This window comes from Chryseobacterium sp. JAH (assembly GCF_001507335.1).
Taxonomy (GTDB): domain Bacteria; phylum Bacteroidota; class Bacteroidia; order Flavobacteriales; family Weeksellaceae; genus Chryseobacterium.
In genome coordinates this window covers 291,589-317,327 of the sequence record NZ_LMAH01000002.1, presented here as the reverse complement: position 1 = coordinate 317,327, position 25,739 = coordinate 291,589, and the positions used below count along the sequence as shown (strand labels likewise).

Below are 25,739 nucleotides of genomic sequence, written 5' to 3'. Positions count from 1 at the left end.
ATTTTCACTTTGAAAAATCTGATTTCATTCATTTTAACTGTACTTTATGTAGTTTCATTTTCACAATCTTCAGAGCGAAATCTTTCGCCAGAAAAGTGGCAGTTTAAAAATGCAAAAGAAAATTCTTGGCTTACCGCCACGGTCCCGGGAACCGTTCATTTGGATTTGATGGACAATAAAGTAATTCCCGATCCGTATAAAGATGAAAACGAGAAAAAAGTACAGTGGGTAGAAAATGAAAACTGGGATTATCAGACGGTTTTTAAAATTTCATCTGAAGAATTAAAAAACCAAAATGCCAATTTGATTTTTCATGGACTAGATACTTTTTCTGAAATTTATTTGAATGGAAAACTGCTGAAGAAAACAAACAACATGTTCAGAACATGGAAAATTCCGGTGAAAAATGAATTGAAAGTTGGAAATAATACGTTGCAGATTAAATTTAAATCTTCAGTCAATGTCGGAAAAGAATTAGCCAAAGAAGTTCCGTTCACCATGCCGGAAACGCCGCGAAGTTTTGTAAGAAAAGCGCAATATCAGTTTGGTTGGGATTGGGGACCAAGATTAGTCACTGCCGGAATCTGGAAAGATGTCAAATTGAATTTCTGGAATCATGCAAAACTTGAAAATGTAAAAATCGAACAGAAATCTTTAACCAAGCAAAAGGCAGATTTAATAATTCATGCCGAAATTTTTGCGGAGAATGAAGGCAAATATATTTTTACAACGGATAAAGCAAATCATGATATTGTTCTAAAAAAAGGTTTAAACAAAATTTCAGTTCCATTTAAAATTGAAAATCCACATTTCTGGCAACCGAATGGATGGGGAAAAGCAATGACTTATGTTTTAAAATTTGCTCTGAAAAAGGATGCTCAAATTATTGACCAAAAAGATAAGACGATTGGATTGAGAACCATCGAATTAAATCAGGAAAAAGACGGAAAAGGAAAATCATTCTATTTTAAAGTGAACGGAAAACCAATGTATGCAAAAGGAACCAACTGGATTCCATCTGACAGCTTTACGCCGAGAATTACCAAAGAAAAATATCGAAAACTCATCAAAGACTGCAAAGATGCCAACATGAATATGATTCGTGTCTGGGGTGGCGGAATTTATGAAGATGATGAATTCTACAAGGCCTGCGATGAAAACGGAATTCTCGTGTGGCAGGATTTTATGTTTGCCGGAAGTTTTTATCCGTCAGATGAAGATTTTTTAAATAACGTAAAAGAGGAAGTCAGAGATCAGGTCAACCGGCTTCAAAATCATCCGTCCATCGCTTTGTGGTGCGGAAATAATGAAATTGACGAAGCGATTGTCAACTGGGGTTATCAGAAACAGTTCAAATATTCAAAAGAAGATTCTCTTCAGGTCTGGAAAGATTATAAAAAGGTTTTCCATGAGATAATACCATATGCTTTGAAGGAAAATTTAACCTCAGAAAAAAATATCTACTGGCCGACATCACCGTCAATCGGTTGGGGACACAAAGAAAGTTTAACCGAAGGCGATTCTCATTACTGGGGTGTTTGGTGGGGCGAATTTCCGTTTGAAATTTATAACGAAAAAGTGCCTCGCTTTGCTTCTGAATACGGTTTTCAGGGAATGCCGAGTTTAGAGGCTGTTAAATCCATGTTTTCTGGAGAACCAGATTTAAGTTTAGAAAATTCAACGATCAAAGCGCACGAAAAAAATGCACGTGGTTTTTATATCATCAACGAATATATGAAGCGGGATTATGTGGTTCCGAAAGATTTTGTGAAATACAATTACGTTTCCCAGCTGCTTCAGGCTCGTGGAATGCAGATTGCCATAGAAGCTCACCGCCGCGCAAAACCTTACAATATGGGAACGCTGTATTGGCAGTTGAATGATTGCTGGCCTGTAATTTCGTGGTCGTCGATTGATTATTTAGGAAATTGGAAAGCTTTGCATTATCAGGTCAAAAGAAGTTTTGAAAATCAGGTGATTTTAACGGAAGAAATCGACGGTTTTTTGAACTTTTACGCCGTTAATGATGAATTAAAAAAGTTTGAAGATATAAAAGTAGAAATTCAGGTTATTGATTTTAATGGTAAAATTTTAAATGATTTAACGACGGTTCAGAATGGAAAAACATTGGAGGGAATCGCGAAGATCGATCATGTAGAAATTAAAAATTTAATTAAATATTCCAATAAAAATGAAGTTTTTTTAAAATTGATTTTAAAAGATGTCAATAAAAAAATCATTGCAGAAAATCTTCATTTCTTCGCAAAACCAAAAGACTTAAAACTCACAAAATCCAACATCAAAATCAAAAAAATATCTCCTACAGTAATCGAAATCTCCACCGATGTTCTGGCAAAAGATGTTTATTTAATGGGCGACACCCATTTCTCTGACAACTTTTTTGATCTGCTGCCGAAAACGTCAAGGAGAATTAAGTTGTCAAAACCTGTAAAAAATGTTGAGGTAATGACTTTGTGGGACACGATGAATTAATTTTAACCTTGAAGCTTTTTTGAGCAATATCACTAAATTTGCAGAATACTTTTTAGAATTATGGTAAATTTTGTTTTAATCGGCGTCTGCATTCTTGCGGGAATGATCCTCAAAGAAACAAAATCCATCCATCCCGACGCTCACAAAGGCATCAATACTTGGATTCTTTATCTCGCATTGCCCGCTGTTTCATTCAAATATTTGCCCAAAGTTCAGTGGTCTCTGGAGATGCTTTTCCCGATTTTCGCAACGTTTCTGACTGCAGTTTTTGCCTTCGTTTTTATGAAAATGTACTGTAAAGCGAAAGGATATTCCGAAAGATCACGAAGTACTTTAGAATTAGTCAGCGGTTACAGCAATACTTCTTTCATAGGTTTTCCTTTAATCAGCGCATTTTACGGGGAAAGTCTTTTAAGCATCGCCATCATTTGCGACCAGACGATGTTTTTTTCGCTTTCCACTTTGGGAATTATCACAGCGATTCGAGGTGGCGGAAAATCAGGCGCAGTGAGTGCGAAGTTTATTTTTAAAAGATTGATCACCTTTCCACCGCTCCTAGGTTGTATTGCTGCATTGGTTTTGTCTCCATTTATTGATTTTACTTTTGCAGAACCGCTTTTTGACAAACTGGCCGCAACTTTAAGTCCGCTTGCATTATTTTCCGTCGGCTTGCAGTTGAAATTCAACGGCTGGAAAAAGTTGATTCCACAGATGTCTGCGTCTATGTTTTATAAATTGATTTTGGCTCCGATAATCAGTCTGGGATTGGTTTTTCTATTTGGAATCACGGGCAACGTTGCCAAAATTACCATTTTTGAATCCGCAATGCCGACCGTTGTAACTTCCAGCATTATTGCCGAACAATTCAGACTCAATACCAAACTGACCAATCTCACCATTGGGTTCAGTATAATTCTGGGCTTTTTTACTACAGCGGTTTGGTACCAGATTCTCGAATTTATTTTTTAAAAGACTTTTTTAGGAGCTTTTCCTGCTCTCCACTATATCTTTTTTGTAACCACTTCCTTTCGGTATTTCAAGGATTTTTCAGCCACAAAAAAGGATGCCGTTGCGATCAGGGCTATTAATGATTCGGTAGCAAATCAAAATCATATCACGAACAAAAAAATTGCAGTTGTCTTCAGAAACATTTAATTTTACATTTTAATTTTTCCCTTGCAGTACGCCCAGATCATTTTGCCGCTTAATTTAAAAGGAACTTTTACCTACAAAGTTCCCGAAGAACTCGCTTTCAAAATTGAAAACGGAATGCGTGTCCTTGTACCGTTTGGTGGAAAAAAAATTTATACAGGAATTGTTTTTGAACTTCACGATCAGACACCGGAAAATTTTGTTGCCAAAGAAGTTATCAGCATTTTAGATGAGTATCCAATTGTTACTACGGAGCAAATCAAATTTTGGAACTGGCTTTCTGGTTATTATCTCTGCAATTTGGGCGAAATTTACCGCTTTGCTTTTCCGTCTTCTCTGAAACTGGAAAGTGAAACCTATTTAAAGCTGAAGCCCCACGCAGTCATTGAATTTGAAAATCTGGATGTCAACGAGATGTATCTCATTCAGGCCTTGGAAGTTCGTCAGTTGATTAATCTGACCGATATTGAAGCGTTTATTCCCAAAAAGGAAATCATCAAAACGATTAACTCATTAATTGATTTGCAATATATTGAGATTGATGAAAAAGTTGCTGAAAAATATAAAGCCAAAGAAGTTGCCTATGTAAAAGTGAAAGATGAGGTTTTGGAAAATCATAATCTGACCGAAATTCTTTTGCAACTCAACAGAGCTAAAAAGCAGAAAGAACTTTTCCTGAATATCACTGAAAAACAAACTGAAAATCCTGACGCGCACATCAAAAAATCGGAATTATTTGAGGACGGATACTTTGGCAGTTCGCATTTCAAAGCATTGGCAGATAAAAATCTGGTGGAAGAATACTACCTTCAAAAAGACAGAATCGAAAGCTATGAAGGAGAGATAGAGGAAATTGAAGAATTGTCTGAGGCGCAGAAAGAAGCAAAAACAGAAATTGATGAAGCTTTTAATGAAAAGAAAAATGTTCTGATTCACGGTGTTACATCTTCTGGAAAAACGCATTTGTATTTAGAGAAAATTGAAGAATCGGTAAACGAAGGCAAAAATGTTTTGTTTTTACTTCCCGAGATTTCTTTAACCAAACAAATCACCCAACGTTTAGAAAAAAAATATGGACGCCAACTTGGTTTTTATCATCAGAAATTGACAGATTTTGAAAAAGTGGAGGTTTGGAGAAGAATCAAAAATAACGATATCAAAATTCTTATTGCCACAAGAAATGCTTTGTTTCTGCCTTATCAGAATTTAGGTTTGGTCATCGTGGATGAAGAACATGATTCAGCGTACAGACCGAGAGAAGTTTCTCCATTTTTTAATGCGAAAGATGCAGCTTTGGTTCTAGCAGGATTTTACGATGCGAGAGTGATTTTAGGTTCGGCTACACCTTCCGTGGAAAGTTATTATTTGGCCAGAAAAGAAAAATTACACTATATTTTCTTAAACGAAAGATTCGGGAATGTGAAGTTGCCTGAATTTGAACTCATTAATTTTAAAGAAGCCCAGGATTCGAAAAAAGTTTCAGGTAACTTTTCTTTGCAGCTGATTGATGAAATTAAGAAAACATTAGACGAAAAAAATCAAACGATCATTCTTCATAACAGACGTGGTTATGCAAGTGTGATAGAATGTGAGACTTGCGGTTATGTTAATTACTGTTCAAACTGTGATGTTGTTTTAACCTATCACAAAGCGGCCAATGAAATGAAATGCCATTATTGTGGACAGCGAGCTTCAAAACCGAGAGCATGCCCAAAATGTCATTCCGAAAATTTGAATGAAAGAGGTGTGGGTGTAGAGCAAATTCATGAAGAGATTTCAAAGGTTTTCCCTGAAAATGAAGTCGACAGGATGGATGTTGATTCGATGCGGAAAAAATTTGCCTACGAAAAATTATATGAGAAGATAGAAGATCGAGAAACTGATATTATCGTTGGAACACAGATGATTTCCAAGGGCCTGGATTTTGATCATATTGAACTGGTCGCCATTCCAAAGGCTGATTCTATGTTATATGTTCAGGATTTCAGGGCAGAGGAACGTGCCTATCAATTGATTACCCAGGTTTCAGGTCGCGCGGGGAGAGTTTCTGGCAACGGGAAAGTTTTAATTCAGACCTACAATCCGGATCATTCTGTTTTTCAGTTGATTAAAATGAATAATGTGATGAAAATTTATAAATATTTTCTCACCGAGAGACAAAAATTTCATTATCCGCCTTTCACCAAATTAATAATGATTGAGCTGAAGCACATCAAAGATGATAAAGTCAACCGTGCTTCCCAGTTTTTAGGTTCAATTTTAAGGAAATATTTGCCTGAAGACTGTATTCTTGGTCCGGAAAGAGCGCAGATTGCTCGATTGAATAATCTGTATCAGTTTCAGATCTTGTTGAAGCTACCGCGAGGTAAGAACTATGAAAAATTTAAAAGTCTTGTATTATTAAGTTTGAAAGAATTTGACGAAATCACTGCGTATCAAAGCATTAAAAAAGAGGTTTTTGTGGATTTTTAACACTCTTTAACAAACTTTATATGCTTTTATCATACTTTCATAGGTTGGTTTGTCACAATAATATCTACATTTGAACGTTTATTATGTGTTTTTGGACTCTAAGAAGTGATTTAACTAATCGTTTTTTATCTCATCCAAAATAGAACAAAAGAAAAAATTGATGATAAATTACAGAAAGTATATTTCAGGTATTACGGTTTTGGCCACTGGTTTTTTCCTTGCTCAATCTACTGTATCTACGGTTCTTTATTCTCCTAATTTCGACAGTCAAAAAAGCGGATTAAACTTACCTTCTCCCGCAACAGCGATTGAAAAAGCTTTTTTGTCTCCCAAAGAACTTGTAGACGTAAACCTAAACACAATGATGACGGATCCTGTGCTGAAAAATGCAACTTGGGGATTTGTAATCTTTGATCCGAAAACGAAGAAAGTAATCTCTTCGTACAACGAAACTACTCCGCTTGTTCCTGCTTCTACCACAAAATTGTTGACCACAGAAACTGCTTTACATCTGTTGGGAGAAAATTACCGTTGGATGACACAGCTAGAATATTCAGGAGAAATCGATGAGAATGGAGTTTTAAACGGAAATCTTTACATTGTAGGAAGTGGTGATCCATCTTTGGGGACCAACAAAGCGGGAGCCTGGTCTTACAAAGAAATCGTTTCAGACTTCTTGAGTGGAATATCTCGTGAGGGAATCAAAAAGGTAAATGGTGATATTATTATTCAGACAGCGCTTTTCAAAGGTAACATTTCGAGACTTCCGGAAAATGTTGTGTGGCTAGAAAACAATAATTACTATCTGCCGGTTGGTACAACACGTGAGATCAATCCTGCGAACGAAAAACTGATCGTTAAGAAAGGGAATAATCTAGCTTCGGACAAAAAATATTTCTATGTTTCACCTTATGCCAATCAAATGGTATATGCTGAAAAGTATGATGGTGATGGAATTTTAACAACTAAACTTCCTGATGCACCCGCATTTTTAGCCAATAGCTTCAGGGCTACTTTGGTGAAAAGTGGAGTTGGTGTAACCGGAAAAGTAAGTCCGAAAACGACTGATGGAACTCCTGAAGTTAGAAAAATGATTTCTGCGTACAAATCTCCAACACTTTCCGATATTGTGTACTATACCAATCAGCGTAGTGATAACGGATTGGCAGAAGCTTTGTTAAAAACAGTTGGTTTCCAGAAAATGGGCGACCAGACAACAGAATCGGGAAGAATTGTAGTAAACGAACACTTAAAAGATGTCGCTTTTGATGTAGAAGGTTTAAATTATATGGACGGAAGCGGCTTATCAAGAAGCAATCATGTAACTCCGATTTCTCAGGTGAAGTTTTTGACATCATTGATGAATCAGAAGTACTACAAAACGTATTTTGATTCTCTACCGATTGCAGGACAGACGGGAACTTTAAAAAGAATGTTCATCGGTCAAGGAAACGGACAGATTTTCGCTAAAACCGGAACTTTAAATAAAGTAAAAGCATTGACCGGTTACATGAAAACAAATACAGGAAGAACGCTGGTTTTTTCTATCTTAGTTAACAATTATTCAGGATCTGTAGATATGGTGAAAAACAGAATTGAAAAAATTCTTCAGCCTGCTTTAGACCTTTAGAAAAATATTAAATCATATGATAAACCTTTTAGTCTCAGATTGAAAGGTTTTTTTTATCTTTAAACTTTTATTTGTTGATAATGAATTTGATTCTATTTCAATCAAAAGCTATTTCATTTAGACAATCGTATATTTAATGGATATGAAAAAATTTTACCTTCTTTTTTTAAGTGTTTTAGTATCTCAAACAGTCTTCGCTCAGGAAAATATTGAAATGAAAGGATTGATGGCAAAGGAGATGAAATCTTATGCTGCCAAAATGAGCACAGGAAATACCAATCCTAATACTCTTAATTACGACCTACAGTACCAAAGAATGGATGTGTCTATCAATCCTTCTGTTTATCAGATTTCTGGCTCTGTGACTTCTCATTTCAAACCAAATCAGGCAATGAGCAGTATTTATTTTGATTTAACTAATCAGTTGACTGTCTCACAGGTTACTTTTCACGGGCAACCCTTAGTTTTTCAGCAGTTGGCTACAAAAGAAGTCAAAATCGATTTTACATCCGCTCTTCCTGCAAACGTTTTAGATTCATTGACCATTGAATACAACGGAGCTCCTCCTACTAATAACAATGCTTTTTTTACCAATACTCAGGGAGGAGGAAATCCTGTGCTCTCTACTTTAAATGAACCGTACGGAGCGCAAGATTGGTTTCCTACAAAACAAAGTTTAAATGATAAAATTGATCGGTTCGATATAAAGGTTACCACTCCGCCACAGTACAGCGTTGCTTCTAATGGAAAGTTGATGAGTGAAACAATTCTTGGAAGCGGACAGAAATTAACCTTCTGGAGAACTCAATATCCTACGGCTGCCTATTTGATAGCGCTATCAATAACAAATTTTGTCAAACTGAGTGATACAATGGGAACGCCGCCTTTTCCTTTTGTTAATTATATTTATCCGGGAACGTCTACCAATACGACAAGTATGGCCAATATAGAATGGACAAAAACGGTGATGAATACTTTTGAGACTTTCTTCGGACCTTATCCTTTCAGAAACGAAAAGTACGGTCATATGGAATTCACTGCTGGCGGCGGTATGGAGCATCAGACCATGTCTTCGATGGGCGCATGGAGCAGACAATTAATTGCACATGAACTCGCTCATCAGTGGTTTGGTGATAAAGTAACCTGCGGAGCATGGAATGACATCTGGCTGAATGAAGGATTTGCGACCTTCGGGGAGCATGTTGCCAATGAGAAGTTATTACTAACCAATCCGCAGTTTTTGAGCTATTTGCTTGATCAGAAGAATTTTATAACAAGTCAGCCAGGTGGAAGTGTTTATGTTACTGATGCCAATTTAGGCAGTGTTGGAATGATTTTTAATGGAAGACTGTCTTATTCTAAAGGTGGTTATGTAGTAAGAATGATCAAGTGGATTTTAGGTGAAACCGTATTTTATCAGGCTCTGAAAGATTATCATGCAAGACCAAATTTAGCATACAATTATGTGAAAACTTCAGATTTGACCTCATCATTACTGCAATCTACAGGGAAAGATTTTACGGTTTTTTTTGCTGATTGGATTTACGGTCAGGGATATCCTACCTACGATATCCGATGGAAGCAAACCGGAAATACATTAACTTTCAAAGCTGCTCAAACTCAAAGTCATGCATCGGTAAGTTTTTTTGAGATGCCTTTACCAATCAAAGTCAACGGAACAGGAGGGCAGGTTGCTTATTTTGCTCTAAATAATACATTGAACAATCAATATTTTACAGAGACAGTTGCGTTTCCAATAGCAAGTGTAGAGTTTAATTATGAATATCAGATTTTGGAGAAAAACTCTACGGTGACACAGGATAATACCCTAAGTACATATGATATCAAATTGGATCAGTTTGCTATTTATCCCAATCCTGCAAAAGATGAGTTATTTGTATCAGGTTTAAAAAGACAGACTGAATACTCCATATACACATCAGATGGAAGGTTGGTGAAAAAAGGGAAAACAGAGAAAAAGATTGATGTTTCTACTTTGTCTTCAGGAGTTTATTTTATTGATATTGAGCAGGCTAAATTTAAATTTGTAAAAGAATAAACTTTCAGATTAATTAAATAAACTTTTAAATACAGAAAGCCTTCAGTTTTGGAGGCTTTCTTTTATGTTTTAGTTTTATCAATGGATTCTATTGTAAAATATTTCACTCAAATTAAACATCGCAATCAAAATTTAGAATTATAAATGAAAAAGCAGATACTTTAAAGGCTTTTTATTAAATTAGCGAACCTAAAAAATTATTATAATGATCTCTGAAAAGTATCTTGAAAATCTACAGAACGAACTTAAAAATATCGAAAACGATGGTCTTTTTAAAAAAGAAAGAATCATCACGTCACAACAAAGTGCTGAAATTGAAGCCAACGGAATGAAACTGCTGAATTTCTGCGCTAACAATTATCTGGGACTATCAAACAATCCGGAAGTAATGAAAGCTTCTCAGGATATGATTGAATCTCATGGTTACGGAATGTCTTCGGTACGTTTTATCTGTGGAACTCAGGATATTCACAAGCAGTTGGAAGAGAAAATCGCTCAGTTTTTAGGTCTTGAAGACACGATTTTATACGCAGCGTGTTTTGATGCGAATGGAGGTGTTTTCGAACCATTATTTACCGAAGAAGATGCAATTATTTCAGATGAACTCAATCACGCGTCGATTATTGACGGGGTTCGTCTTTGTAAAGCGGCAAGGTACCGTTATAAAAACAACAATATGGCAGATCTTGAAGCACAGCTGATTGCAGCTTCAGAGAAAAATCATCGATTTAAAATCATCGTTACTGACGGTGTTTTCTCAATGGACGGAATTGTAGCTGACCTAAAGGGAGTTTGTGATTTAGCAGACAAATACAATGCTTTGGTAATGGTTGATGATTCTCACGCAACCGGTTTTATTGGTAAAACGGGTCGTGGAACTCACGAAGCTAACGAAGTGATGGGTAGAGTAGATATTATTACTTCGACTCTTGGAAAGGCTTTAGGTGGTGCTTTGGGTGGATTTACTTCTGGTAAAAAAGAAATCATCGATATGTTGAGACAGCGTTCTCGTCCCTATTTATTTTCAAACTCATTAGCTCCCGGAATTGTAGGTGCTGCATTGAAAGTTTTGGAGATGATTTCTGATGACACTTCACTTCGTGATCAGGTGATGGAAAATGCAGAATATTTTAGAACAGAAATGAAAGCGAAAGGTTTTGATATTCCGGAAGGCGATGCTGCGATTGTGCCTGTGATGTTGTACGATGCAAAACTGGCTCAGAAGATGGCTGAAAAGTTGATGGATGAGGGAATTTATGTAATTGGGTTCTTTTATCCGGTAGTGCCGAAAGAAAAAGCGAGAATCAGAGTGCAGCTTTCTGCAGCTCACACAAGAGAACATTTAGATAAAGCTATCGTTGCTTTTGAAAAAGTAGGAAAAGAACTAGGGGTGATTTCTTAATTTTACATACCGATGAAAAAACCGATAATCGTTTTTCTGATTTTGCTAGGTCAGTATTTTTACGCTCAGGAAGAGAAAAAGTCTTTTGCTACTTTTAGTGTAACCAAGCCTTTTCTTTCTTTTGCACCTAGAGTTGCAATTGGCTACGTTCATCAGCTTACAGAAAGGTCCTGGTTGGGTATTGAAGCTGGCTATGGTTCTGATGGAACCAGACTAGACGAACGTACAAAAAATGGGTACAGAGGTTTTGAAATTCGTCCGGAGTTTTATTATGATACGAAAGCAAGTGAAAGAATTAAGCATTTTATTTCATTTTCTCTTTTTTACATTGAAAAAACTCAAGTGAAGACGTATGATGAATATACGTCGGATGATGGAGATTTTACCTTCGACAGAGCTGATTACATGAGAAATAAAAAAGGGTTTACTGTAAGTTATGCTCCAATGATTCCTTTTGGAAAGTCTACATCATTTTATTTCATGCCAAAAATTGGAGTTGGATTATCGAATTCAAATGTTCAATATAGCAATGTAATTAACAGGCAGGAAACATCGGATAGAAGTGACGATTGGTTTTCTTTCGGTTATTTTGGATCGACAGAAAGAAACGGTGTTGTGGGAGATTTTAATCTTGATTTTAAAATTGTCTATAGATTTTAAATAGCATTATTAAATTGAACCAATTTCTTGAGAAAGATTTTGTGAGATTACGTAAAGTTACGTACTATAAATATTCATAAATTGAAGAAAGCAGATATTCTTTCTTAAAAAAAATAAAGAGTTCTACAATTGTAGAGTAAAAACAGAATTTCTATATTTACTGAAATTCTGTTTTTTTATGATTAAAAATCTCTTACTTGCAAGTCTTATATTTTTTGTCTCTACTTCCTGTAAAATAAAGGAAATCAATCAATATGTAAAAGTTGAAAACAAGTGGCAAAAACGCCACGGAAAATGGAGAGAAGAATATTCATCTGATCAGGGAACTTTAACGGCGGTTGGAAAATACAAGATGGGTGAGAAAGTAGGAGTGTGGAAAACCACTTTTGGTGGTAACTTGTATCAAAAAGATAAAATTAGAAAGAGTGTAACCAAGACAAAACTTTATCATCTTAATGGTAAAATAATGGAAAAAGGTCAGTCTAAACTAGATGTTTCCGACGTACAGAGGCATTGGTATTACTTCGGTGACTGGAAATATTATGATGAAAAAGGAAAATTAAAATACATTAAGAAATATGCTAACGGCAAGAAAATCGATAGTATTTCTTTTCAAAATTGATTGCTTTTATAGTTTTATATAATTTTTCCTTAGGTCTACAAAATTGTACTATTTTTATCAGATTCACCTGTTGAAATATTTTATGAAAAACTTTTACTTCTTCTTATCTTTTTTTAAGAATCCAAAATTTAAGCGCTCAGAAGTTCAATTATATGGTGACTTTCAGCCCTTTTAAACAAGTAGTTTCGATTGCGCCGCGATGGCAAGGTGGCTACAATTACAGATTAAATAAAAGATTTTTAATTGGTGCCGAATTAGGGATCGGTTTTAGCAATCTCAATATTTTCCCACTTTTGAAAGAAATGAATCATGGTGGTGAAGTAAGAGATTATCAGCGCATTGAGATTGCTCCAGAATTATATTTTCAGCTCAATCCAGATAGTAAAAAGATTCTAATGTTCGTGAGCGGGGGGAGTTTTTTTAGGTTTATCACCAACAGAACTTAGATAATATAGAGTTACTCCTGTAAAATCAGAATCAGATTATTTCGAGGTTTATATTGCTGAAAGAGCAGATTATAGAAGAAGAAAGTACGGTTCGAATATTAATTTCAACGCATTTTTTCCAATAGACAAAAGATTTGGTCTTATGTTTAAAACAGGATTAGCGGTTTTAAGAAGAAACGTACAATATTCAAACCCAACCAATGTGCAAATAAGGAATTACACTGACGATAATGAAGGTTTTTTTCTAGATCCTACTAATTCTGCTTTTACAGAAAGGCAGTATTTACGATGTAAGTGTACGTGCAGATTTGAAGCTTGTTTATCGCTTTTAATATAGCAGAATTCAAGTACAAAATCATTATATTTGCGCTTATTTTCAAAGCACATGTTTGTTAATTCAAAATACAGTTTAGAATTTTCGTTGCCTAAAGAAGAGGTTTTACAAAGGATTGAAAAAAGTATATTTGATACTTTTCCGAATTATAGTGGGAAATATTTTAAAGGAAAAGTTTTTGAAAATGGTTTCACTCTAGAATTAATGGGCAAAGATTTTCCAAGCTTTAAAGGGCGTTTTACTGGAAACAAATTCAATAAAGAATATGTTGAACTGTCAATAGGGCTAAAACTTTTTAATCTATTGATTTTATTATTTTCTTTAGCAGTCTTGTTATTTGTTAATTTAAATAATCAAAAAGCTGAATTTTCCATCTATATTGCATGTTTTGCTTCTATTTCATTTTCTATATTTTCTAATTACAGGAGCTCTAGAAATGGTAAGCAAGAATTTTTTAAGTATTTGAAAATGATAGATGCTCATTGTGAAATAGTTCCAAAAACTAAATCGATTTAAAATGCTATATACTATCATCAAGGCGTTGCATATTATTTTTATGGTTAGTTATTTCGCAGGAATTTTTTATCTCGTTAGAATTTTTGTGTATTATAAAGATACCGATGCTTTTGAGGAAGATAAAAAGAGAATCCTAAGAGAACAATATACCTTTATGGCTCGCAGGCTATGGAATATTATTACAGTTCCGGCAGGAATTATTATGGCAGTATGCGGTTTAATTCTGATTTTTCTGAATACAGGACTGATGAAAAGCCCATGGTTCCATTTAAAGCTTACTTTCCTCATCGGGTTGGCAATTTATCATTACTGGTGCTGGAAAAAGGTAAATCAATTAAAAAATCTTAACGGAAAGACTTTAAGTATAGCCAATATAAAACTAAGACAAGCTAACGAAATTGCTACTTTCATTTTATTTCTGGTCGTATTTACAGTAATTTTAAAATCTTCCGTAATCGAATACTGGTGGCAATTAATTACCGGATTTTTCGTTTTGGTATTTTTAATCATGATGACGGTGAAGATGGTGAATAAGAGTAAAAAAAATAAATAAAGTTATCCGTTAAGTGTGATGAATTGTAAATTCAGTAATTGCTCATAACTAATAACCTATAACTCATAACTAAAAAACATGATTGCAATTTTTAAAAAAGAACTTTGGAGTTATTTCGGAAACTGGAGCGCGTGGGTGATTATCGCGGCATTCAGTCTGATAACGACCTTGTTTTTGTTTTTTTTCGAGAACGAGTCTAACATTTTTGACATCGGTTTGGCTTCTTTACAAAGCTACTTTGTTTTGGTACCTTGGCTTTTAATGTTTATCATTCCAGCATTATCTATGAAAACTTTTGCGGAAGAACAGCAAACCGGCACCTTAAACTGGCTGTTTTCTCAACCTCTGAAAGTTTCAGAATTGGTTTTTGGGAAGTTTCTGTCGGTGTGGGTAGTTGGTATTTTGTGTCTCATTCCGTCGTTGATTTATTTATACACCGTATATGTTTTGGGAGTTCCGGAAGGAAATATTGATTTGGGAATGACCTTCGGAAGTTATTTCGGATTAATGATCCTGATTGCAGCATTTGCCGGCGTGGGGATTTTAGCATCTTCGCTTTCACAAAATCAAATCATGGCTTATTTGTTGGGTGTCTTCATGTGTTTCATCATGTATTTTGGGATCGAGCAGTTGGCGAGTTACAAATTATTAGGTGGAGCAGATTTTATCCTTCAGAATGTTGGGTTTTATCAGCATTTCTTGGGTTTCACCAGAGGTTTGATTGATTTTAAAGATGTTGCTTATTTTGTATTCATCATCGGTCTTACGTTAGCATTGTCCAATCATTTTATCAATAAAAAGAAGTAAAAACATGAAGAAGATATCCCTTAAATCTCCATTCGGAATTTTACTGTTTGTCATTTTGCCATTAAGCATCATTTTGATGTTCTCAGGAATTCGGTTGGATTTAACTAAAGAAAAAAGATACACGCTTTCTGAAAGCACTGTAAAGATTTTAGAATCGATTAAAAAACCGGTTACTGTAGATGTTTATCTTGAAGGAGATTTCCCAGCAAGCTTTAAACAGTTACAGAGCGAAACCAGATTTATGCTTGAAGAATTTAGAAAGATCAATCCTAAAATTGACTTTAAATTCATCGATCCCATCAAGACAAAAATGTCTCAGGACACATTGATGGCAATGGGAATGCAGCCTTCTGTGCTTCCGGATAATAAAGATGGAAAGATTACACAGATTTACTTATTTCCGTATGCGGTCGTAAAACATGGGCAGAATGGAGCTTCTATTCCATTGGTTGTACAGCAGGCTAATATCAATGCAGATGAACAGCTGAGAAAATCGATTGAGAATTTGGAATATAATTTAGTCTCCAATATCAAAGCAGTATCTACCAATCAAAGAAAAAAGGTGGGAGTTTTGGTGAATCAGGATGAGCTAAGACCTGAAGAGTTTCAAGGTTTTATGAATTTGGCTTTAGAAAGTTATGATGCAGGTCCGGTGATTCCGAAAAATAATGTGGAGCTGACTTTGGCAGATTTACCTCTGTTAAAGCAAATGAGTGCTTTGGTCATCGCAAAACCTAGGAAAGCATTTACAGACGGTGAAAAAGTAATTTTGGATCAGTACATCATGAATGGTGGAAAAACTCTTTGGATGATCGATGCCGTGAATGCTGAAATGGATACGCTGACAAGATCTAAAAAAGTAATGCCGTTTCCGGTTGACATCAATATGACCGATTTCTTTTTTAATTATGGTTTGAGAATCAATCCTGCTTTGGTAAAAGATGTAAAGAAATTTGCTCTGCTGAAATTGGTAACCGGTGATGTAGGAGGGAATCCTCAGTATACGAGTCTTCCTTGGCCTTACTTCCCATTGGGAATTGCTGAAAACAATAATCCGATCACTAAAAATATTAATCCGGTAAAGTTTGAATTTCCAACATCAATCGATACGTTGGGCGGAAAGAAATTTAAAACCAATGTTCTTTTTGAATCGAGTGAGAGAACTTTATTAAAGCAGGTTCCGAATTATGTACAGTTGGAAGAGATTGCGAGTGTCGACAGCCTCGGACAAATGGAAAAACCAAGCACACCGAAAATTTTCGCCGTTGCTCTGGAAGGAAAATTCTCATCAGCTTATGCATCAAGAATTGAAAGACAAAATTATCCTGGCTTTAAAGCGACAAGTCCGGAAAATAAAATGATCGTTATTGCAGACGGTGATGTCGGCAGAAATAAAACCCATAAGGGTGAGCCTTTACCGCTGGGTGTAGACCGTTTAACTGACGAGCAGTTTGGTAATGAGCAGTTCCTAAGAAATGCATTAGATTACCTTCTCGATGACAGCAATCTGATGGAACTAAGAAACAGAAACATTGAAGAACGTCTTCTGGACCGCCACAGAATCAGCGAAGAAAAAACTAATTGGCAGTGGTTTAATTTACTACTTCCTTTAGCAATTATAGGACTTTTAGGAGGGTTATTCTTCTGGTTAAGAAAAAAGAAATTTGGATAGAAATAGAAAAGAGAAACTTAGGTTTCTCTTTTCTTATAATTTTTAGTCAATTTTTTGTCCTGATATCAGATAACAATCTACAGGCTTTTGTTTTCCGTTATTGGAAGATTAAAGATTTCCATCGTCATAGTATTTATTTTTCAACTCGTTTGTTTGCATTTTTTATGAGAAAAAAGATTGAGAATAGAAAAATAATAAAGTAAACTCCTGCCAGAATAGGTTTCTCGAATGTTAGCGTTTTAAAATCGAATTGCTTAAACAATATCACTCCTAATATGATTGCTATAATGCTAAATGGAAAAGTTAATGGATTTTTATTTTTCATATTCTATTAATTTTATATAACAAGCTCCTTACTTATCTAAATCATAAACAGGCTCAGCCTTACAAACGGCTCTTCGCAGCTGGGTTGGCAATCCATATTTTTCTGTAAGAAGTATTTTCGTTCAGAACATATCTTAAAGGAGCCAAATTCATTTTGTTATTCGTTTTTGTTCAAATGCTCATGTCAATCCAAATTTATAAAATGTTTATAAAATATCACAAGCAAAAGAAAAGTTCTTTGTAAATCATCAGCATTTTAAATTTAAAAACTATAGTCTGTCAGCAGTTTCATTCACCGTATTCTGCTTGTAATTTGATTGGAGCAACTTTCCGAAATTATATTTTACTGCAAATGATAGAGTAGGTGTGTTCCCAAAAAAAGTTCCTTTGGAAGTCATTTGATTGTAACTCATTTTCTGGACGTAGTTCATTTGATTAAAAATATCATTGTAGCGAAGCGTAAAATCAAAATTGGAAACGGAAGAAGTGAGACCGAGGTTCACCAGACACATATCATTCACCTCATACAATCCTGCTGTGCGTTGTGTGATGTAAGAGCCGTCAAGCAGAAAAGATAAATGCTTCAACAAAGTAAACGTATTGTTGGTGGAGAAGTAAAGGTAAGGTGTCGATTTTTTGATGACGGCTAAAGAATCTTCGGTCTTATCATAATTTAAAGACAAACTGTTTTGTGAAGTCCATTTTTTCCATTCAATTGGGAAATCTAAGCCAATGTTGGCGCCGAGTTCTTTATCGAAATTAACCATCGTGAACTTTGAAATATTTCTGCTTTCATCATAAACCAAAGTGTAACCAATCGGATTTTTATTGGTGTAAAAAGATGCATTTAAAGACCATTTTTTAAGATTCGTTGTAAAAGAAACTGTATTTGTATAAGTAGGAACCAAATCAGGATTTCCTACATATTCTACATACGGACTTCCGTATAATCCGCCGGCAGCAAGATTTCCATAGTTGGGTCTTGAAATGCTTTTTCTGAAATTTAAAGTATACGTGTAATTTTCATTTTGCTTAAAATTTACTTCAGCATTGGGAAACCAGTCCAGATAATCTCTTTCGATTTTGGTTTCATTAATAATCGGTTCAAAACCTTTTGTAGAAGTGGTTTCCATTCTTATTCCACCTTTGAGGTTCCATTTATTGATATCCAAACCAAAGTTGGCATAAGATGCTAAATTACTTTCTTTAAATTGATATTTATAGTATTCAATTGCCTGATTATTCCGGTAATCGGTGGTATTGTCTGTATTGGTTTCGGCACTTGTGTAGCTTCCTCCCAATTCTAAAATATGTTTTTCATTAAATTTCTTTTCAAAATCAATTCTCCCGGAATACACGTTTCCGGAGTACAGTCGACGACGAAATTGACTGAATTCATATCCTGAATTATTAATATCGTTGTAAAAAATATAGTCGACATAATTACTTTCTCTAGTGTATTGCAATCCGGTAAAAATGTTGGCATTCCAATTCGTTAATTTTTTATTGTAATTAAAGATGGAATTAATAGTTGATCGTTTACTGTCCTGCTGATTCAATGTTCTGATGTAAGAAGAATTTTCATTTTCAGAGTACAATGTGTTGGTATTATTATCACCTTTATCCGGTCTCAAATTACTGTTGACCGTTAAAGTAATATAATCGCCATCGTTTAATTCATGATATAAACTTCCTCCAAAAATCGTTTGCGGACGTTTGGTAATCGAGGTGATCACATAATCAGAATAAATGTTTTTGCTGGGAACCAAATATTCAAACCCATTGCTTTCCCAATGATTAATCTGATTGTATGCAGCATTGAGTTTCCATTCGGTTTTATTCTTTTTCTGCTGATAATTGGCGGTTAAATGATTTCTAAAACGTTTCTGAAACGTCGCCGTTTCTGAAATACTTAGCTGAGCACCGTCTTTTCTACTTTTTTTGAGATTGATTTTAATGACAGCTTTCCCTTCAGACTCATATTTTACGGAGGGATTTCGGATAATTTCTACAGATTTAATGTCATCTACGGCAATGCCTGATAAGGTCGCGAAATCTACTCTTTGGTTATCAATATACAATAACGGAACGCCTTTTCCAACAAACGAAAGTCCCTCACCGTTGGCATCCATCATTACAAAAGGTAATTTTGATAATAATTCGGTAGAGGTTGGTAGTTTATTGAGCTGAGAGTTGGCGACCTCCAAAGTGATATTTCCATTTTCAACTTTGAAATTATTTTTCTTTCCGACGAGATTAACTTCCTCAATCTGTTGAACTTTTGGGTTGTAAATAATTTTTAAATCTAAATTTTTCTCTAAATAAAATGGTTTTTCTTTCTGAACAGTTTCATCCGAAGAAATTTGAAGATAATAATTGTTTGACTGTAACTGATGAAACTCGAATTTTGCATCGTGAGTAATCGTAGATTTTATCAAATGATTTTCATGATCAAATAAATAAACCACAATGGGTGAGGTCATTTTTTGCTGATTATGATTGATAATTGTTCCGTTGATACTTAAATTTTGTTGAGCAAAAGAGTAGATGAAAGGAAAGAATAAGAGAAAAAAGAAGTTAAATTTCATGTTGGTTTTTAGATAGAACAATTGGAGGAGGTTGGATATTACATCTAAGATCTATTTCTTTAACATTTTCAACATTTCTGATTCGTCATACAGACCGGTTGAACTTGACAAAATTTTTAAGTCACTATTAACTAGAACTGAGTAAGGAATAGCTCCGCCATACTTTAGAATTATCTTAAATTTTTCACTTTCCTTTTCTGATAGAATAAACTGTTTCCAGTTCATTTTTTCTGCAGCAAGCGCTTTTTGCCAGTCAGATTCCTTTTCATCTATTGAGATAGATATTATTTCGGTATCGCTAAGCTTATTCTCAGATACAATTTTTTTCAGAATAGGAATCTCTTGTCTACAGGGCATACACCAACTTGCCCAAAGGATAATTAAATGTTTATTGTATCTTTTGTCTAAAATTTCATTCACTTGATTATCTGAATTTTTCAATTTCAATAGCTTGGTATTTATGTTTTTTTTCGAATCGACGACATACTTTTGAAGCTCTTTGAAATGTGGATATGCTTGCACAGACTTGTCAAATAGCTTTAAAAAATCGCCAACATCTACTGAAGAAAATGTGTATTTATTTTTCACCATTTCAGCTAATAGATGAAAGGACTTAGGGTATCTTTTAATTAAATTTTGAATTTCAGAATTTTGGGTATTGCTTTTTCTACTGAATAAATCATAATTGGTTTTTTGTAATGCATAAGTTTGTTCCCCGGCTTCTAAAATAATGACATTGACAGGTTTAATATTATCAGGAAAGAATGAGTTTTTACCGAAATCAATATATTCTATAGAATCTTTTAGATAAATCTTTTTGTCTGAAAGAAATAGCGAAGAGCTCCATTTATCTTTTTGTTTATTAAAATAAGAATCTGTAGGAAATTGGAAACAAATTTTATCACCATTTTTCGCAAAAAGATCCATACCGATGTAGTGAGGGATTTTATCATCGAATATAAGCTCAATATCAAATTTTCCATCTTTCACTTCTACACTATCAAGTTTATTAGACCATACCTCTTCGAATAATACCAATTTTCCATCAGGTAGATTCGGGATATCTCCTGAAATTTTTGTTGAGTTTTTTTCACAAGAAATAAACGTGAAGATAATAGCAGAATAAATAAGAAATTTTGTTTTCATATGATTTATAATTTATGATATTGTATTTTCAGCCAGTTTTTGTGCATTAGTACAAACTGTAAAACTCAAATATAGAGTAATCTAATAAAAAATCACACACAAAGGAAATGAACCTGTAATAAAGAAATCAAATTTTGATAATTTGTTATGCAGGAATTTTTCTTTCATTAATCAAAAATGCCAAAATGAAAATTTTTTCATTTTCTTATCCTATGTTAATGACACAAATCATAAATTTTTCCGAGGTTTGCACAGTTAAAAATAATAAAACGGTATTTTTGCTGTTTAGTAAAGCAATACTTAATCAATAACAATATTAAATTTTAAAAAAATGAAAAAAATCAGTGTAATCGCTTTAGCAGGAATGGGTCTTTTATTGGCTTCTTGTGGAGACAAAAAAACAGAGACTGCAACTGCAGGTCAAGAGCAAACTGTTGCTGAAAAGAAAGGTGATGTTTTAGCAGTTGATGTGGCAGCATCTAAAGTAAACTGGAAAGCTTTCCACAAAGGAGGAATGGCACCACGTTGGGGAACTCTTGCGATCACGTCAGGTGAATTATCTGTTGCTGATAACCAATTGGCTTCTGGAGAATTTGTAATTGATATGAAATCAATCAAAGTAGATCCGGCTTCTGTTACAGAAAAAGACAAAAAATATACTGATCTTGAAGGTCACTTGAAGAATGAAGATTTCTTCAATGTTGAAAAATTCCCGACTGCTGATTTTAAAATCACTAAAGTTGAAGATTTGGCAACTCCTGGAGCAGACGCTGTAGCCGGAGCTAACAAAACAGTAAGTGGAAACCTAACTTTAATGGGTAAAACAATGAATGTTACTTTCCCTGCGAAGGTTGACGTTGTAGATAAGTCAGCGAATGTTGCTGCTAAATTTACAGTAAACCGTGCAGACTGGGGAATCAAATTCGGAACTTCTGAAGCAGATCCTGCAGAATGGATGATCAGCAAAGACATCGAAATTGCTATCGATGTGAAAGCTGCAAAAAAATAATTTTTTTCTCAAAAATATTTGAAAAGACATCCGCATTTTGCGGATGTCTTTTTTTTATACAATTAAAATTTAATAATTTAAAACTTTGGGTTCTTATTAAGTAGAACGCCTTGGTCTAACTTAAAAGCGGTCAGTGGTCAAAAAACTTTACTGACTTTGCGTGTAAATGAATTTTAGATATTAAAAACAACAATATTAATGGGGATTAAAAAACTCCAGCATTGTATTTAATGCATTTTCCGAGTGCATTTTCTCACCATTCTCAAGCGAGTCCTGCGCTGCATTTGCTGCTCTCTTGCGCATTTTTGTTTCATAACCTAAAATAGCTTCCTGCAGAGAACTGTACTCATCAGAAGTCAGACATTCACTAAGTTCAAGAGCATCAAGCATCGCCATATTTGCACCTTCTCCTGCAAATGGCGGCATTACGTGAGCAGCATCACCAATAATGGTCAGATTCGGAAGAGTTTTCCAGGTTTGGTCTAAAGGCGCACAGTAAATCGGACGTGGAATAAACGGAGTTGCAGCTTTCTCAATTAATTCATACCAGATATTGCTCCAGTCAGAATATTCTTTTTTAAACCAATTCAGAATCTCAGTTCGAGCTGAGAAATCAATTCCGCTTTCTATTGCCCAGTTTTCATTGGTTTTAAAACTTACATAGAATCCAAGATCACCACCGCCTTTTTGTCCCATCAGAATATTTTTTTTGTTTCCGAAAGCCATGATTTTCCCACCGTTAATTAATGAATGCATTTGCGGAACCGCTTTTTCTGAATCATAAACATTGCCTTCCAGCATGGTCACTCCAGAATAAAAAGGTTTAATATCTGTGATGTAAGGTCGGATTTTAGAATTTGCACCATCAGAACCAATGACGAGATCTGCATAAATCGACAGACCGTCTTTAAAATGCATCATCCAGCCTTCGTTTTGCGGTTCCATAGAAATAAAATGACTGTTCCAGACAATAGTTTCGGGCTCCAAAGACTCTAATAATATCTTTCTTAAGACACCGCGGTCAATTTCAGGACGAAAATGTTCGTTGCCGAAATCTTCTTCGATATTGTTTTCATGATCAGTGAAAAGGATTTTCGCCTGATCGTTTAAGATCAATGTTTTGTCTGCACCCGGCATGAAATTATTTTTAAACTCGGTTAAAAGATCAGCCTTGATTAAAGCTGCCATTCCCGATTCTTCATGCATATCGAGTGGTGAGCCTTGTACACGTGCATCCTTATTGACATCTCTTTCGTACACTTTCACATCGGCTCCTTTAAGCTGTAAAAGTCTGGCTAAAGTCAGTCCACCGGGACCACCGCCGATAATTGCGATTTTTTTATTACTGATTTGCATATTCTTTCTCGTTTTGAATGATGCAAAATTATTCTGTCTTGAAGGAAGATAATAGTATAAATCGGTCGTTTTTATTTTTAAAAAGTTCTTTGGGAACTACCCCGGAAAACTTTTTTATTTCTTTGATAAAATGGGTTTGATCTGTAAAATTAAGCTCCGGGAAAAGTTTTCCCTTCGCAATATGTTCGAGTGAAGCCCGAAAACGGAGTATGTTGCAAAATGATTTTAAAGAAATACCAAATTGCTGATTAAAATACCGGTTTATCTGTCGACTGCTCCAGCCAACTTTTTCGGAAAGATCTTTTACGGTAATAGAACCGTGCGTGTTGTAGATGAGATCAAATAATTTCTTTTTGCGAAGGTCAATTTCTTTTGGGATGAGAGATCTTATTTTTTGTGATGCCTTTTCGCAAAAGCTTTCAAAATTGTTGAGATCTTGAAGATTAAAATCCCAAAAATCATCAGATAATATTTTTCCTTTATCAACAATATCTGAAATGGTTTCATGAAAGACATATTCTACGGCAAGCGGTTTGAAACTCACTGCAAATCTCAGACTTTTCGCAGGTATTAAACCTTCATCATGATATTGCGTACCTAAACCGAGAAGTACAATTCTGAAGGGTTGGTCATCTGATTGTATAAGAAATAAATCTATCCTTCCATCAGGTAATCCTACCGTTTCCTTATCGTTTTCTGAATCATTGTGCAGCACCCAAAAACTTTCCACAAAGTCTGAAAGTGACTCATCTGGTTTGATTTTTTTATAATAGATGCCGTTGGTCATTGTTAGTTGAAGTAAATCTTCAGATATGAAATGTGATTTTTAATTCTGAATAAGGATCAAATCTAACAATATTGCAGAAAATAAAAAAGAGAAACCCGAAAGTCTCTCTTTAACAATATAAACATACATTATACTTTTATACATTTACAAAAAAAATCTACCACGGACTGATTCCGGTTTCATCCTCAATGTCATTGCTGAAAAACTGTCCGGTTGGTGCATCTTCATCTGTCAGTGTATGTTTGATGATAAAATTGGCTGCACTTTCTACAGAGCCCGGACCGCTGTGATGATTGAAATCTGTCGCAGTATAACCCGGATCGATAACATTTACTTTGAAAGGTAAATCTTTCAGTTCGTAAGCCAACACGATGGTGTAAGCGTTCAAAGCAGTTTTTGAAGGACCATAAGCTGCCGCTTTTACCTGATAATATTTCCAATTTGGATCGCTGTTTAAGGTTAATGAACCTAATCCTGAAGTAATATTGCTAATTCTCGGGCTGTCAGATTTTTTTAACAAGTCTAAAAATGCCTGTGTTACACTGATGACTCCAAAGAAATTGGTTTCAAACACTTCCTTAATATCATCCACAGCGGTTTCGGTGGCTGTTTGAGGATTTATACCCAGAATTCCTGCATTGTTGATAAGGATATCCAGTTTTCCCTGTTCTTTTTCTACAATGTTTTTCGCTGCAAAAATTGATTCAATATTCGTCACATCTATTTCAATCGCTTTAATGTTTTCAAATCCCTGCTGAGAAAGTTCTTTTACAATAGCTTCACCTTTTGCAAGATCACGGCTTCCCAAATAAACGAATAGGCCCTTCTTTGAAAGCTGCTTGGTAGTTTCTAAACCAATACTTCTGTTGGCTCCTGTTATCAATACTGTTGTCATTTTTCTTTTTTTTAATTGAACAGTACAAATTTGCCAAGTTTAAGGATGATATCATTTGCCATTTGGCAAAAAGCGATTTTATGATTAAAAAATTACGGTTTTTGAAGTTATTTAGAATTTAAAAATAAAATTAAACAGCGAATCCATAAACTTCCAGCATCCATCACCCAACTTCACTTCCCTATAAACTAATACTCTTCCTGATTCTGCTTAAAGAAGACTGAGTAATCCCTAAGTATGAAGCAATATAAGAAAGCGGAATGCGATTGACAACATTCGGATAGATTTCCAGAAACTTTAGATATCGTGTTTTTGCATCTTCAGAAACCAGCGGACTTCTTCTTTCCACTTTCTGCATCAATGCTCTGGAAATTATTTTACGAACAATTGCATCAAAACCCACAATCGTCTGTAGAAGCTCGAGCCAGTCTTTTCTCTGAAAAACAATAAGTTTACAGTCGGTAATAGCCTGTACATAGGCAACTGATGGAAGTTCGTTGTCAAAACTTTCAAGATCTACTACCAGATTATTTTCTTCGATAAAATATTTCGTGATTTCTTCTCCTTTGTTGTCGTAGTAACACACCCGAAGAATTCCTTCATGAATGAAGCCAACCTGTCTGGCGATTTTTCCGGCTTCAGAGAAATACTCATCCTTTACAATGGTAATTTCTTTTGCCTTGCTGGTGATAAAATCAATCTGCTGCTGGTTGAGGATCCCGAATCTCAAAATAAAATCAAACAATTCTTTCATGGTGCAATTTAGGCAAAGCAATTTTTGTGGGATTTGTCATTTGGTAAAAAAATAATAAGAGA

At 34.9% G+C, this 25,739-nt stretch carries 20 protein-coding genes; 14 read left to right on the top strand and 6 right to left on the bottom strand.

Annotation, left to right across the window (positions count from 1 at the left end; all coding sequences use genetic code 11):
• The first annotated feature begins 9 nt into the window (after nt 1–9).
• From AR685_RS05140 to gldG, 13 genes are all read left to right on the top strand, one after another.
• Complete coding sequence (locus AR685_RS05140; protein WP_059123915.1) at nt 10–2,493, top strand: beta-mannosidase; 2,484 nt, start codon at nt 10–12, stop codon at nt 2,491–2,493.
• Nucleotides 2,494–2,553: 60 nt separating this feature from the next.
• Nucleotides 2,554–3,462, top strand: a complete 909-nt coding sequence (locus tag AR685_RS05135) for an AEC family transporter (RefSeq protein WP_059123914.1) — start codon at nt 2,554–2,556, stop codon at nt 3,460–3,462.
• A gap of 207 nt (nt 3,463–3,669) precedes the next feature.
• Complete coding sequence (priA, locus tag AR685_RS05130; RefSeq protein WP_059123913.1) at nt 3,670–6,117, top strand: primosomal protein N'; 2,448 nt, start codon at nt 3,670–3,672, stop codon at nt 6,115–6,117.
• 160 nt (nt 6,118–6,277) lie between these two features.
• Nucleotides 6,278–7,747, top strand: coding sequence for a D-alanyl-D-alanine carboxypeptidase/D-alanyl-D-alanine-endopeptidase (dacB, locus tag AR685_RS05125; protein ID WP_052187686.1), 1,470 nt, complete (start codon nt 6,278–6,280; stop codon nt 7,745–7,747).
• Between the two features lie 142 nt (nt 7,748–7,889).
• Complete coding sequence (locus AR685_RS05120; protein ID WP_059124140.1) at nt 7,890–9,806, top strand: M1 family aminopeptidase; 1,917 nt, start codon at nt 7,890–7,892, stop codon at nt 9,804–9,806.
• A gap of 205 nt (nt 9,807–10,011) precedes the next feature.
• Nucleotides 10,012–11,208 carry a glycine C-acetyltransferase gene (gene kbl / locus AR685_RS05115; RefSeq protein WP_047442775.1) on the top strand — a complete coding sequence of 399 codons (1,197 nt, stop codon included), beginning with the start codon at nt 10,012–10,014 and terminating at the stop codon, nt 11,206–11,208.
• 12 nt (nt 11,209–11,220) lie between these two features.
• Complete coding sequence (locus AR685_RS05110) at nt 11,221–11,868, top strand: hypothetical protein (RefSeq protein ID WP_047442776.1); 648 nt, start codon at nt 11,221–11,223, stop codon at nt 11,866–11,868.
• A 178-nt stretch (nt 11,869–12,046) separates the two neighbouring features.
• Nucleotides 12,047–12,490 (top strand): hypothetical protein, encoded by a 444-nt coding sequence (locus AR685_RS05105; protein ID WP_052187688.1) that lies wholly within the window; start codon nt 12,047–12,049, stop codon nt 12,488–12,490.
• Nucleotides 12,491–12,642: 152 nt separating this feature from the next.
• Nucleotides 12,643–12,936, top strand: coding sequence for a hypothetical protein (locus tag AR685_RS05100; RefSeq protein ID WP_047442777.1), 294 nt, complete (start codon nt 12,643–12,645; stop codon nt 12,934–12,936).
• Nucleotides 12,937–13,321: 385 nt separating this feature from the next.
• On the top strand, nt 13,322–13,786 hold the full coding sequence (locus tag AR685_RS05095) for a hypothetical protein (protein ID WP_047442778.1): 465 nt from the start codon (nt 13,322–13,324) through the stop codon (nt 13,784–13,786).
• A 1-nt stretch (nt 13,787) separates the two neighbouring features.
• Nucleotides 13,788–14,339, top strand: coding sequence for a CopD family protein (locus tag AR685_RS05090; RefSeq protein ID WP_047442779.1), 552 nt, complete (start codon nt 13,788–13,790; stop codon nt 14,337–14,339).
• 78 nt (nt 14,340–14,417) lie between these two features.
• Entirely contained in the window at nt 14,418–15,146 is a 729-nt protein-coding gene (locus AR685_RS05085; RefSeq protein ID WP_047442780.1) for an ABC transporter permease subunit, read from the top strand.
• A gap of 4 nt (nt 15,147–15,150) precedes the next feature.
• On the top strand, nt 15,151–16,818 hold the full coding sequence (gene gldG, locus AR685_RS05080; RefSeq protein WP_047442781.1) for a gliding motility-associated ABC transporter substrate-binding protein GldG: 1,668 nt from the start codon (nt 15,151–15,153) through the stop codon (nt 16,816–16,818).
• Between the two features lie 593 nt (nt 16,819–17,411).
• On the opposite strand, the gene AR685_RS05075 is transcribed toward gldG, so the two are convergent.
• Together AR685_RS05075 and AR685_RS05070 are read right to left on the bottom strand one after the other, a co-directional pair.
• Nucleotides 17,412–19,730: an outer membrane beta-barrel family protein gene (locus AR685_RS05075; RefSeq protein ID WP_059123912.1), complete on the bottom strand. Its 2,319-nt coding sequence runs from the start codon at nt 19,728–19,730 to the stop codon at nt 17,412–17,414.
• A gap of 51 nt (nt 19,731–19,781) precedes the next feature.
• Nucleotides 19,782–20,876, bottom strand: coding sequence for a TlpA disulfide reductase family protein (locus AR685_RS05070; RefSeq protein WP_047442784.1), 1,095 nt, complete (start codon nt 20,874–20,876; stop codon nt 19,782–19,784).
• 331 nt (nt 20,877–21,207) lie between these two features.
• Between AR685_RS05070 and AR685_RS05065 the strand changes: the two genes are divergently transcribed.
• On the top strand, nt 21,208–21,885 hold the full coding sequence (locus AR685_RS05065; protein WP_047442785.1) for a YceI family protein: 678 nt from the start codon (nt 21,208–21,210) through the stop codon (nt 21,883–21,885).
• Between the two features lie 195 nt (nt 21,886–22,080).
• Here AR685_RS05065 and AR685_RS05060 read toward each other — a convergent pair whose 3' ends face one another.
• The 4 genes from AR685_RS05060 to AR685_RS05045 form a co-directional block, all read right to left on the bottom strand.
• Nucleotides 22,081–23,241, bottom strand: coding sequence for an FAD-dependent oxidoreductase (locus tag AR685_RS05060; protein WP_047442786.1), 1,161 nt, complete (start codon nt 23,239–23,241; stop codon nt 22,081–22,083).
• Nucleotides 23,242–23,269: 28 nt separating this feature from the next.
• A complete protein-coding gene (locus AR685_RS05055) occupies nt 23,270–24,028 on the bottom strand; it encodes a helix-turn-helix domain-containing protein (protein ID WP_047442787.1) in 759 nt (252 codons plus the stop codon).
• A gap of 157 nt (nt 24,029–24,185) precedes the next feature.
• A complete protein-coding gene (locus AR685_RS05050; protein WP_059123911.1) occupies nt 24,186–24,923 on the bottom strand; it encodes an SDR family oxidoreductase in 738 nt (245 codons plus the stop codon).
• A 181-nt stretch (nt 24,924–25,104) separates the two neighbouring features.
• Nucleotides 25,105–25,677 (bottom strand): Crp/Fnr family transcriptional regulator, encoded by a 573-nt coding sequence (locus AR685_RS05045; protein WP_059123910.1) that lies wholly within the window; start codon nt 25,675–25,677, stop codon nt 25,105–25,107.
• Between the last annotated feature and the right edge of the window lie 62 nt (nt 25,678–25,739).

What these genes read in the sequence shown, in the direction of transcription:
- AR685_RS05105 (WP_052187688.1), top strand. Translation starts at nt 12,047, where the DNA reads ATGATTAAAAATCTCTTACTTGCAAGTCTTATATTTTTTGTCTCTACT.
- AR685_RS05095 (WP_047442778.1), top strand. Translation starts at nt 13,322, where the DNA reads ATGTTTGTTAATTCAAAATACAGTTTAGAATTTTCGTTGCCTAAAGAA.
- AR685_RS05050 (WP_059123911.1), bottom strand. Translation starts at nt 24,923, where the DNA reads ATGACAACAGTATTGATAACAGGAGCCAACAGAAGTATTGGTTTAGAA.
- kbl (WP_047442775.1), top strand. Translation starts at nt 10,012, where the DNA reads ATGATCTCTGAAAAGTATCTTGAAAATCTACAGAACGAACTTAAAAAT.
- AR685_RS05135 (WP_059123914.1), top strand. Translation starts at nt 2,554, where the DNA reads ATGGTAAATTTTGTTTTAATCGGCGTCTGCATTCTTGCGGGAATGATC.
- AR685_RS05065 (WP_047442785.1), top strand. Translation starts at nt 21,208, where the DNA reads ATGAAAAAAATCAGTGTAATCGCTTTAGCAGGAATGGGTCTTTTATTG.
- AR685_RS05085 (WP_047442780.1), top strand. Translation starts at nt 14,418, where the DNA reads ATGATTGCAATTTTTAAAAAAGAACTTTGGAGTTATTTCGGAAACTGG.
- AR685_RS05055 (WP_047442787.1), bottom strand. Translation starts at nt 24,028, where the DNA reads ATGACCAACGGCATCTATTATAAAAAAATCAAACCAGATGAGTCACTT.
- dacB (WP_052187686.1), top strand. Translation starts at nt 6,278, where the DNA reads ATGATAAATTACAGAAAGTATATTTCAGGTATTACGGTTTTGGCCACT.
- AR685_RS05090 (WP_047442779.1), top strand. Translation starts at nt 13,788, where the DNA reads ATGCTATATACTATCATCAAGGCGTTGCATATTATTTTTATGGTTAGT.
- AR685_RS05060 (WP_047442786.1), bottom strand. Translation starts at nt 23,241, where the DNA reads ATGCAAATCAGTAATAAAAAAATCGCAATTATCGGCGGTGGTCCCGGT.
- AR685_RS05075 (WP_059123912.1), bottom strand. Translation starts at nt 19,730, where the DNA reads ATGAAATTTAACTTCTTTTTTCTCTTATTCTTTCCTTTCATCTACTCT.
- AR685_RS05045 (WP_059123910.1), bottom strand. Translation starts at nt 25,677, where the DNA reads ATGAAAGAATTGTTTGATTTTATTTTGAGATTCGGGATCCTCAACCAG.
- AR685_RS05070 (WP_047442784.1), bottom strand. Translation starts at nt 20,876, where the DNA reads ATGAAAACAAAATTTCTTATTTATTCTGCTATTATCTTCACGTTTATT.
- AR685_RS05120 (WP_059124140.1), top strand. Translation starts at nt 7,890, where the DNA reads ATGAAAAAATTTTACCTTCTTTTTTTAAGTGTTTTAGTATCTCAAACA.
- gldG (WP_047442781.1), top strand. Translation starts at nt 15,151, where the DNA reads ATGAAGAAGATATCCCTTAAATCTCCATTCGGAATTTTACTGTTTGTC.
- AR685_RS05110 (WP_047442776.1), top strand. Translation starts at nt 11,221, where the DNA reads ATGAAAAAACCGATAATCGTTTTTCTGATTTTGCTAGGTCAGTATTTT.
- AR685_RS05100 (WP_047442777.1), top strand. Translation starts at nt 12,643, where the DNA reads ATGGTGACTTTCAGCCCTTTTAAACAAGTAGTTTCGATTGCGCCGCGA.